The sequence below is a fragment of the Streptomyces sp. NPDC051561 genome (assembly GCF_044454195.1).
GTDB lineage: Bacteria > Actinomycetota > Actinomycetes > Streptomycetales > Streptomycetaceae > Streptomyces.
In genome coordinates, this window is record NZ_JBITDM010000018.1 from 18,324 (window position 1) to 28,417 (window position 10,094).

Annotated in this window: 6 protein-coding genes and 1 pseudogene; 3 read left to right on the forward strand and 4 right to left on the reverse strand. The window is 71.0% G+C overall.

Features of this window, described 5'->3' with window-relative positions; genetic code table 11:
- The first annotated feature begins 81 nt into the window (after positions 1–81).
- The 3 genes and pseudogenes from ACIA73_RS30535 (at position 82) to ACIA73_RS30545 (ending at position 2,505) form a co-directional block, all read left to right on the forward strand.
- Positions 82–417 carry a hypothetical protein gene (locus ACIA73_RS30535; protein ID WP_399442068.1) on the forward strand — a complete coding sequence of 112 codons (336 nt, stop codon included), beginning with the start codon at positions 82–84 and terminating at the stop codon, positions 415–417.
- A pseudogene (locus ACIA73_RS30540) lies at positions 414–1,825 on the forward strand (CehA/McbA family metallohydrolase). Before ACIA73_RS30535 ends, ACIA73_RS30540 begins: the two are co-directional and overlap by 4 nt.
- Before the next feature lie 32 nt (positions 1,826–1,857).
- On the forward strand, positions 1,858–2,505 hold the full coding sequence (locus ACIA73_RS30545; protein WP_399442069.1) for a TetR/AcrR family transcriptional regulator: 648 nt from the start codon (positions 1,858–1,860) through the stop codon (positions 2,503–2,505).
- A gap of 34 nt (positions 2,506–2,539) precedes the next feature.
- Here ACIA73_RS30545 and ACIA73_RS30550 read toward each other — a convergent pair whose 3' ends face one another.
- The 4 genes from ACIA73_RS30550 to ACIA73_RS30565 form a co-directional block, all read right to left on the reverse strand.
- The gene (locus tag ACIA73_RS30550; RefSeq protein ID WP_399442070.1) at positions 2,540–4,582 is read right to left on the reverse strand and encodes a discoidin domain-containing protein; all 2,043 of its coding nucleotides are present in this window, start codon (positions 4,580–4,582) and stop codon (positions 2,540–2,542) included.
- 207 nt (positions 4,583–4,789) lie between these two features.
- On the reverse strand, positions 4,790–6,409 hold the full coding sequence (locus ACIA73_RS30555) for an APC family permease (RefSeq protein WP_399442071.1): 1,620 nt from the start codon (positions 6,407–6,409) through the stop codon (positions 4,790–4,792).
- A 237-nt stretch (positions 6,410–6,646) separates the two neighbouring features.
- Positions 6,647–8,104, reverse strand: coding sequence for an aldehyde dehydrogenase family protein (locus ACIA73_RS30560; RefSeq protein ID WP_399442072.1), 1,458 nt, complete (start codon positions 8,102–8,104; stop codon positions 6,647–6,649).
- Entirely contained in the window at positions 8,101–9,843 is a 1,743-nt protein-coding gene (locus ACIA73_RS30565; protein ID WP_399442073.1) for an amidohydrolase family protein, read from the reverse strand. Before ACIA73_RS30565 ends, ACIA73_RS30560 begins: the two co-directional genes overlap by 4 nt.
- Positions 9,844–10,094 lie beyond the last annotated feature (251 nt).

Genomic DNA, 10,094 nt, shown 5'->3' on the forward strand with positions numbered 1-10,094 from the left:
TCACGCTAGGGCGTACGGTGCCGAAAGCCGAGAGGTCCACCAGGACCCGGTACGAACGGGGAAGGGCGCAACACCATGCGCATGCGCACCAGGACAACCACCACCCTCCTTCTCGCGGGCACGCTGCTGTTCGGCGCCCCCGCGATGTCGCTGTCATCGGCGGCTGCCGCACCACGGGTCGCCGCGGCGAGCACCACGACGGCCGCCACCTCCACTTCGCAGTCGGGCACCGCCCTCACCACCCAGGCGCAGAGCTCGGCGGACACCGCGCTCGCCTCGAAGCCGAAGAAGAAAAAGAAGAAGTCGAAGGGCTTCGGGATCGGGCTCATCATCGGGCTGGTCTTCGGTGTGATCGCCCTGATCGTGCTGGTGCTGGTCATCCTGTGGCTGGTACGCCGCAACCGGAACCGCACCTGAGCACAGTGCGCTTCGCGCGGGCGGCGCCCGGCGACGGCCCACTGACCCGGACGGTGTCCGGCACCTTGCCGCCGGGGGCGCCCGACTACGCATATCTGCCGTTCGAAGTACCGGACGGGACAGGGGAGTTACGGGTCTCGTACGCGTACGAGCGCCCGCCCGTCCCTCCCGGGATCCAGGGCAACGCTCTCGATATCGGTCTCTTCGACGAGCGGGGCACGGCGCTGGGCGGGCCGGGTTTCCGAGGCTGGTCCGGGGTGCGCGCAGGGAGTTCTTCGTACGGGGTGACGAGGCGACACCGGGATATCTGCCGGGTCCCGTCCGCCCCGGCACCTGGCACGTGGTGCTGGCGCCGTACACGGTGGCGCCGCAGGGCCTGCCGTACACGGTGATCCTCACGCTCCTCCCCGGAGCCACCGCCCCCGCTCCCCGCCCGGTGTACCCGCCCGAGCGGGCGGCGGGGCGGGGCCGCGCCTGGTACCGGGGGGACTGCCACCTCCACTCCGTGCACTCCGACGGCAGCCGCACCCCGGCACGGATCGCGGCCCTGGCACGGGCGGCGGGCCTGGACTTCCTCGCCTCCACCGAGCACAACACCCCTTCTTCGCACGGGCATTGGGCCGATCTGGCAGGTGACGACCTGCTGATCCTGACCGGCGAGGAGGTCACCACCCGCAATGGGCACGTCCTCGCGCTGGGCACCGCCCCCGGCACCCATACCGACTGGCGCTACCGGGCCCGCGACCAATGCTTCGGGCGGTTCGCCCGCGGGATACGCCGGGCGGGCGGCCTGGTCGTCCCGGCGCACCCGCACGCCCCCTGCCCGGGCTGCTCCTGGCAGTTCGGCCTCGCCGAGGCGGACGTGGTGGAGGTCTGGAACTGGCCGTACACCCCGGACGACGAGGTGTCCCTCCAGGCGTGGGACAAGTCCCTCGGACGCGGCGGCGGTTGGACTCCTGCGATGGGCAACAGCGACTCCCACCGCGACCCCGACGAGGTGGGCCACCCGCAGACCGTCGTCCTCGCCGACAGCCTCTCCCGTACGTCGGTCCTGGCGGGCCTGCGCGCAGGCCGTTCCTACGTCGCCGAATCCTCGGCGGTGTCCCTCGACCTCACGGTGTCCGACGGGGGTGGCCGCACGGCCGGGATCGGTGAACGGCTGGGTGCCGCCCCCGACGCCCGGGTGACCGTCCGTCTCACCGTCACGGGCGCCGCCGCCGACTGCACCACCCACCTGGTCACCGACCGGGGCACGGTCCGCACGGGTGCGGCCACCGGCCTGTCCTGGACGACCACCCCGTCGTACGCCGGCCATGTCCGCGCGGAGGTGCGCCACCCGGCGACCGTCGCCGTGCTGCCCGGCCCGTTGGCGGCGTTCACCAACCCGGTCTTCCTCGGCGGGGCATAAGTATGCTGGCGCCGGTTCAGGGAGGGATCGGTATGGCACGCATGCCCGCGGCGCAGCGGCGGAGGCAACTGGTCGAGGCGGCGATCCGGGCGATGGCCCGGGACGGGGTCGCCAAGACCACGACGCGGTCCGTGGTGGCGGAGGCCGGGGTCTCGCTGAGCGTCTTCCACTACTGCTTCGCCTCGAAGCAGGAGCTGCTGGAGGCGGTGATGGACGCGATCTCCGAGGCCTCCGAGTCGGACGTGCTGGCCGAGCTGGTCCCCCGGGCCACCCTGCGCGAGACGATCCGGGCCGGGCTCCAGGCGTACTGGGACCATGTGCTCGCCCATCCCGGCCAGCACATGCTGACGTACGAACTCACCCAGTACGCGCTGCGGGAACCCGGCTACACGCATCTGGCCCGGCGGCAGTACGAGCGCTATGTCACCGCGCACACCAAGGTGCTCCGCCGGCTCGTCCCCGCCCTGGGGGTGGAGCTGACGGTGCCCGAGTCGACGGCCGCCCGGTATCTGGCCGCGCTGACCGACGGGCTCACCCTCAACTTCATGGTGCTGGGCGACGAGGCGACGGCGGCGGACGAGCGCGGCACGGTAGCCACGGCGGCGGACGTGCTGGACATGGTGGCCGACCAGGTGCTGCTGCTGGTACGGGAACGCCAACCGGGCCGGTCGCCCCGCTGAGGAGGTCGACCGGCCCGGTGGTGGGCGGAGTTGGTCAGCGGCCGAAGACCGCGGCCTCCTTCACCGAGTAGCCGTACTTGGTGGAGCGTGCGGTGCCGTGCACCCGGAGGTACCGCGCCTGCACCGGGGTGAAGGTCACGTTGTCCAGGCCGCCGTCCGCGCTGTCCGTGGACCAGACGGTCTTCCAGGCGGCGCCGTCGTCCGAGACCTCGACGCGGTAGCCGCGGGCGTAGGCCTGCTCCCAGTCGAGGGAGACCTGGCCGACCCTGCGGGGGGCGCCCAGGTCGATCCGGAGCCACTGGTCGTCGGACCAGCCGCTGGCCCACCGGGTGCCGCTGTCGCCGTCCACGGCCCGCCCCGCGGCGTAGCTGGTGAACGGGTTCCACTCCGTCGAGCTGGCGCTCGCCGGGGCGCCCGCGGCGAGGTTGGCGGCCGGCTTGTGGTCCTCGGTCCTCTTCCAGGTGGTGAGGTAGGACTCGGCGCCGCTCATCAGGTCCTGGACGGTGTCCTGGCCGCCGCTGAGCCGGATCTGCTCGATCCAGTCGGGTACCGCACCGGCGTGTGCCGCACCGTCGGTGTTGATGTCCCAGGTGCGCTCACCGGTCTTCTGGCGGTCGATCACGGAGCCGCCGTCGGCGCTGCGGTAGGGGTACTTGACCGCGTTGGGGGCGTCCGGGCCGACCGGTCCCGGCCAGCCGCCGACACCGTTCATGTCGGTGCCGTAGCCGAGGCCGACGCCGTACTTCTGGCGCAGCGGCCTGGTGCCGGCGGACTCCTTGGCGAAGCCGTCGGCGGCACCCATGTAGGAGGCCTTGAAGCCGCCGAGGCGGTAGAGGCGCTCCAGCCAGCTGTTGTCCATCCAGCTGTGGCTGGAGAGGACGCCCGGGTAGTCGGCGCTCTCCAGCATGTCGAGGGTGCGGGCGGCCGCCTTGACGCTCATGTGGTCGAGTTCGAGCATCATGTTGCGTTTCATCAGGCCCTTGACCGCGTACTCACCGAGTCCGGTGAGCCCCCGGGTGTTGCACTTCCCGCCGTTGTCGGCGGGCACCTTGACGCCCGGGGGCAGCAGCTTGGTCACCTCTGCGGGGGCGGCGGCGCCTCCGGCCGGGTTGTCCTGCTGGGGTCCGGTGCACTCCTCGGTGCGCCAGAAGGTGCCGGTGGAGAGGAACTGGCCGATGTTGACGGCCGTACCGATGGTGCCCTCGTCCATCCGCACCCCGCAGAGCGCGTTGTCGAACTTGTGGCACAGGAACATGCTGCGCACGCCGAGCTTCTGCAGCTCGTCCAGTCCGCGGTCGATGTCCTCCTTGCCGCACTGGGCGACGTCGAGGATCTGCTTGCAGCCGAACGGCTCCGAGGTCTCCACCCCGAGCACCACGGCGAGCTTGCCCTGCTCGGCCACCTGGCGCGCCTGCGCGGAGTCGGTGACGATGCGGAAGAAGCCCTTGCCGGGGCCGCCGTAGATCTTGTCGATGTACGCCTGCATCTCGTACGTCTTGCGGGCCTGGAGGCGGATGGACTCCATCTCGTCGCAGCCCCGGTCGCGGGCGTAGACCGAGCAGAGCAGTCCGTTGGAGACCAGGTCGTTGACCAGCACCCGCTGGCCGCCGCGCCAGGCGCGCTCCAGCCAGGCGTAGTAGTTCTGCTGGTGGCTCAGGGAGTTGTGGGCGGGCCAGTCCTTGAAGGTGGGCCAGCCGACCGGGTCGTGGTGGCCGTCGGCGCCGCCGGTGACGTTCTCGAAAAGGGCGAGCGCTCCGTCCGGGTAATGCTCGGGGCAGTCCTTGAGGGCGTCGGTCACGCCCTCCTGGGAGAACGGCTTCCCGCAGATGATGCGGCCGCCGAAGCCCTCGTTGGACATCACGTGGTTGTGCGCGTCGACGTAGCCGCGGACCTTGCCCTGGGCGTCCGCGCCCTTGAAGGGTTCGCCGGTGACGTTGATCTGGGAGTCGGCGGCGGGCCGCGCGGTGGGCTCCCACCAGGGGCTGTCGGCGCCGGCGGCCGGTGGGGAGGCCACGCCGAGGGTCAGGAGGAGGGTGACGATCGCGGCGAAGAAACCGCGTCTGCGAAGGGGGGTCATCCAGGCTGCCTTCGGTCCGGGATGGGCACGCGCGCGTAACTTACCGACGCGTAGGTCCCGTCGAGAATGGCGCTCCGCTGACAGCCAGTCAAGAGTCCGGGACAAACGACCTGTTGGGCGTTCCGGCCGCTTCCTCCGAACGGATGGAAGCGGCCGGAACGCCCTCTGTCGCCGGGCCCCGGGGTGTAGTGGGCCGGGGCGGGCGGGTCAGTCCCGGACGACCAGGGACGGAGTGTCCTTGGTGAGGATCTCGCCGCGGAAGAAGGCCGGGCTCCTGCGCTGCATGACCAGCATGATCAGGAATCCGACCAGCAGCAGGCCCACGCCGATCACGAAGACCGAGCCGACGCCGAATACGGAGGAGCCGCTGCCGTACGCCGGGTCCCACATGTCGTAGAGCGTCTTGGCGAAGACGGCGGTCAGCAGGACGCCCCCGAGCACCGGGAAGACCCCCTTGAAGAGGGCGTCGCGGGCGGAGCCGGTCAGGTCACGGCGGAAGTACCAGGCGCAGGCGAAGGAGGTCAGCGCGTAGTAGAAGCAGATCATGAGGCCGAGCGCGTAGATCGTGTCGACCAGGACGTGCTCGCTGACCAGGGTCATCACCGTGTAGAAGATGCCGGTGGCGACGCCCGCGTGGACGGTGGCGCGCCCCGGGCTCTTGAAGCGGGGGTGCACCCGGGAGTACGAGGCGGGCAGTGCCTCGTACGCGGACATCGCGAGGACCGTACGGGCCACCGGGATGAAGGTCGTCTGGAGGCTCGCGGTGGCGGACGCCAGGACGGCGACGAACAGCAGGATGCCCAGGACGGGGCCCATCACCGGACCCGCGAGGGCGGCGAAGACGTTGTCGGAGGTGTCCGGGTTTCCGAGGCCGAGCCCCTTGTCCCCCGAGCCGACGGCCATCTGTGCGGCGACGGCGGTGGCCAGGTAGGAGCCGACCAGGACGACCATCGCGATGAGTGCGGCCCGGCCGGGCGTCTTCTCACTGCCGGTGGTCTCCTCGTTGGCGGTCAGGCAGGCGTCCCAGCCCCAGTACATGAAGATCGACAGCGAGAGCCCCGCGGTGAAGGCGGCGAAGGAGCCCACCGAGAAGGGGTTGAACCAGGACCAGGAGAAGTCGAGTCCTCCCGCGAACTCCGGCAGGCCACTGTCCGCCTTGCCGAACGCCATCACCACGAAGAGCACCAGCACCACCAGCTGGAGGCCCACCAGGGCGTACTGGACGCCCTTGGTCGCCGTCATCCCCCGGTAGCTGACCAGGGTCGCCAGCGCGATCAGGGCAAGGCAGGTAAGGATGTGGACCGGTTTGTTGTCCGCCAGCTCCGCGATCTTCCCGCTGCCGGTGAGCTCACCCGCCAGGAGCCAGAAGTACGAGGTGGCGACGCCCGCCAGGTTGGACAGCACGATGATCGTGGCCACCACCAGACCCCAGCCGCACATCCAGCCCACCCGGGGACCGAACGCCTTCACGGTCCAGGTGAAGGAGGTGCCGCAGTCCGGCATGACCTGATTCAGCTCGCGGTACGCGAAGGCCACCAGCAGCATCGGCAGGAACCCGGCGAGGAAGATCGCCGGCATCTGGAGCCCGACCTCACCCGCGGTCGACCCCAGTGTCGAGGTCAGACAGTAGACGGGGGCCACGGTGGATATGCCGATGACGGCGCTGCCCAGCAGGCCCACGGAGTTTCCCCCGAGGCCCTTGCTGCGCATCCCGTCCCCGGAGGCACCCTCCCCGGAAGCCCCGCCACCGGAAGCGTGCGGGGCCGCCCCCTCGGGGACGCCCCTTACCGGGTCTCCGGCCTGCGCCGTTGTTTCCACCTGAGTCATGAACAGGACGTTAATTCCTGCGGTTTCCACATTCGGAGGATCGAAGTCCGGTATCTCTACCTTGAGTTGCGCGACACAAATCACCCAACGATCAAGGTTCCGAAGGTGCGAACCCTTACCGCACCTTCCGAATACCGGCGCAGACCTCCCCTTTCGCTATGCGGAAACCGCAGCTCAATCCCATTTGCCCCGATTCAAAATTTTCCCGTCCGCCCGGTGGCCGCCCTCACCCCGCCCTCACCCCGGCCAGACCACCGCCTGCACCTCGCTGTACGCGCGCAGGGCGTAGGACCCCACGTCCCGGCCCACCCCGCTCTGTTTGAAGCCGCCGAAGGGGGCCTCCATGTTGCGGCCGATGCTGTTGACGGTGACGCCGCCGGCGCGCAGCCGCCGGGCGACCCGGAAGGCCCGCGAGACGTCCCCCGACCACACGTAGTCGATCAGGCCGTAGTCGCTGTCGTTGGCGAGGGCGATGCCCTCCTCCTCGTCGTCGAAGGGGACGACCACGACGACCGGGCCGAAGATCTCCTCGCGGACGATCCGCATGTCGTTGGTGCAGTCGGCGAAGAGGGTGGGGGCGATGTAGAAGCCCTTGTCGAGGGGTGGCCGCTCGCCGCCCGCGACCAGCCTCGCGCCCTCCTTCCTGCCGAGTTCGACGTAGGACTCGACACGGTCGCGGTGAGCGGCGGAGATGACCGGGCCGACGACGGTCTTGGGGTCGGCCGGGTCGCCCACCGCCAGATAGCCGATGTAGGCGGTCAGCTTCTCCAGCAGGGCCTCGTAGACGCCTCGCTGGACGATCACCCGGGTCGGCGCGGTGCAGATCTGGCCGCTGTAGAAGGAGAAGGTGGTGCCGATACCCATCGCCGCCGAGTCCAGGTCGGCGTCGTCGAAGACGAGTGCCGCGCCCTTCCCGCCCAGCTCCATCAGCTGCCGCTTCATGCCGCGCCCGCAGACCTCCGCGATGCGCCGCCCCACCTCCGTACTGCCGGTGAAGCTGACCATGTCGACGGACGGGGAGTCGACGGCCGCCTCCCCCACCGCGACCGCCGTCCCGTTGACCACGTTCACCACGCCAGGTGGAACTCCCGCCTCCGCCAGTGCCTCGGCCATTCTGAAGACGGACAGCGGGTCCTGCGGGGCCGGTTTGACCAGCACCGTGTTGCCCATGGCGAGCGCGGGGGCGATCTTGCCGGACGGGTTGGCCCAGGGGTTGTTGTAGGACGTGATGCAGGTGACGACACCGACCGGCTGCCGTACCTCCAGCGCACCGAACACACCCGCCTTCCCCATCGGGCCCGCCTCGTTGATCTGCGGCACAAGCGCGGTCTCGGTCGGCTCCAGGGCGCCCTTCGCGTACCGCCGGAAGCGGGCCTCGCCGACCGCGACCTGCATACCGCGTGCGGTGCCGGTGGTCGCGCCCGTCTCCGCCTGGGCGAGCTGGGCGTACGTGGCGGACTCGCGCCGGACGATGTCGGCGGCCCGGTCGAGGATGCCGGCCCGCTCCTGGGGCGACGTACGCGACCAGGAGGCGAAGGCGTCGCGGGCGGCGTCGGCGGCGGCCCGCACCTGGCCGGGGCTCGCCTCGGGGGCGAGGCCCACCACCTCCTCGGTGGCCGGGTTGATCACCTCGTAGTGGCCGCCCTCCGGCTCGACCCACTCGCCACCGATGAACAGTTTCTGTTCCGTGGTCATTTAGTGCTCACCGTCCTGGTGTCACGGCCGGAACGCAGCACCGTCCCCGGTACCGCACCCGTCACCTGGTCCTCACGTATCGTCTCCACGCCGTTGACCCGCACGCTCACGATCCCCAGCGCCTTGGAGTCCAGCCGCGGGCTGTCGCCGGGCAGGTCGTGGACGAGGGTGGCGACACCCGCGTCGATCCGCTCCGGGTCGAAGAGGACGAGGTCCGCGTGGAACCCCTCGGCCACCCGTCCCCGCTCGCGCAGCCCGAAGAGCCGGGCGGGGTCGTCGGTGAGCATCTTCACCGCCTGCTCCAGCGGGACCAGCTTGCGTCCGCGCAGACAGTCGCCGAGGAAGCGGGTGGTGTACGGCGCCCCGCACATCCGGTCCAGGTGCGCGCCCGCGTCCGAGCCGCCCAGCATCACGTCCTCGTGGCTCCAGGTCTCCTGGCGCAGCGCCCAGGAGTCGGGGTCGTTGTCGGTGGGCATCGGCCACAGGACCGTGCGCAGGTCGTCGTTGGCGCAGATTTCGACCAGGCACTGGAAGGCGTCCTGGCCGCGTTCGGCGGCGATGTCGTTGACGACGCGGCCGCTGACGCCCTCGTTTGCCTCGGTGTAGGTGTCCCCGATGACGTACCGCCCGAAGTTCGCAAGGCGGCGGAAGACGCCTGCCTCCTTGGACTGGGCCCGCCGCAGCATCTCCGCCCGGACCTCCGGGTCGCGGAGCTTGGCGATCCGCTCCGGGACGGGGAGGGAGAGGATGTCGCCCCAGCCGGGGATGAGGTTGAGGGCGCAGAAGGTGCCGAGGGACATGTTCATGGGGGTGAGGATCGGCATGGTGAGCGCGACGATCCGGCCGCCCGACTTGCGGGCGCGTTCGCTGGCGATGAGCTGGCGGGGGACGCGCTCGGGGACGGCGGCGTCGATGGTCAGCACGTTCCAGTTCAGGGGGCGGCCCGCGGCGGCGCTCATCTCGACGAACAGCTCGATCTCGTCGTCGTCGAACTGGTCGAGGCAGCCGGCCACGATGGCTTCGATCTGGGTGCCCTCGTGCTCGCCGACCGCCTTGCTGAGGGCGAGGAGTTCGGCCGGGCGGGCGTGCCGGGAGGCGACCGGTTTGCCGTCCCCGTCGGAGTGGGTGGAGGACTGGGTGGTGGACAGGCCCCACGCCCCGGACTCCATGGCGTCGTGGAACAGCCGCAGCATCGCTTCGAGTTCGGTGGGGGTGGGCTGCCGGTCGCTCACCGCGTCCGCGCCCATGACGTACCGCCGGAGCGCGCAATGTCCCACCATGAAACCGGCGTTGACGGCTATCCGGCCGTCGAGCGCGTCGAGGTACTCCCCGAACGACGACCAGTTCCAGGGTGCGCCCTCCTCCAGGGCCACCAGCGACATGCCCTCCACCTTGGACATCATCCGGCGGGTGTAGTCGGCGTCCTCGGGGCGGTCCGGGTGCAGCGGGGCCAGCGTGAATCCGCAGTTGCCGCCGGCGACGGTGGTGACCCCGTGGTTGAGGGAGGGGGTGGCGTACGGGTCCCAGAAGAGCTGGGCGTCGTAGTGGGTGTGCGGGTCGACGAAGCCGGGGGCGAGGATGAGGCCGGTGGCGTCCTCGGTGGTGCGGGCGTCCTCGGTGACGGTGCCGGGGTCGGCGATGACGGCGATGCGGCCGTCCCGGATGCCGAGGTCGGCGGGGCGGGCGGGGGCGCCGGTGCCGTCGACGAGGGTGGCGTTGCGGATGAGGTGGTCGAGCATGTGCCGGATCCCTTCGAGGGGGGTGAGACGGGGCCGCTGCGCGGGGGCTTTCACCCCACCCCGCCCCTTCCCGGAACTGGGCTCCGCCCAGACCCGGGTGGCGGGCCCGCCGAGGTTCGTAGGTGTCTGCGGCTTCGTGGTGGCTGGTGGGGGGGGGGGGGGGGGGGGGGGGGGGGGGGGGGGGGGGGGGGGGGGGGGGCCGCCGCGGCCCCCCCCCCCCCCCGCGCGGGCGCGCGGCCGGCGCGGGGCCG

Bases quoted from the DNA above. Each gene is read 5' to 3' on its own strand.
- ACIA73_RS30535 (WP_399442068.1), top strand. From the start codon at position 82: ATGCGCACCAGGACAACCACCACCCTCCTTCTCGCGGGCACGCTGCTG.
- ACIA73_RS30545 (WP_399442069.1), top strand. From the start codon at position 1,858: ATGGCACGCATGCCCGCGGCGCAGCGGCGGAGGCAACTGGTCGAGGCG.
- ACIA73_RS30550 (WP_399442070.1), bottom strand. From the start codon at position 4,582: ATGACCCCCCTTCGCAGACGCGGTTTCTTCGCCGCGATCGTCACCCTC.
- ACIA73_RS30555 (WP_399442071.1), bottom strand. From the start codon at position 6,409: ATGACTCAGGTGGAAACAACGGCGCAGGCCGGAGACCCGGTAAGGGGC.
- ACIA73_RS30560 (WP_399442072.1), bottom strand. From the start codon at position 8,104: ATGACCACGGAACAGAAACTGTTCATCGGTGGCGAGTGGGTCGAGCCG.
- ACIA73_RS30565 (WP_399442073.1), bottom strand. From the start codon at position 9,843: ATGCTCGACCACCTCATCCGCAACGCCACCCTCGTCGACGGCACCGGC.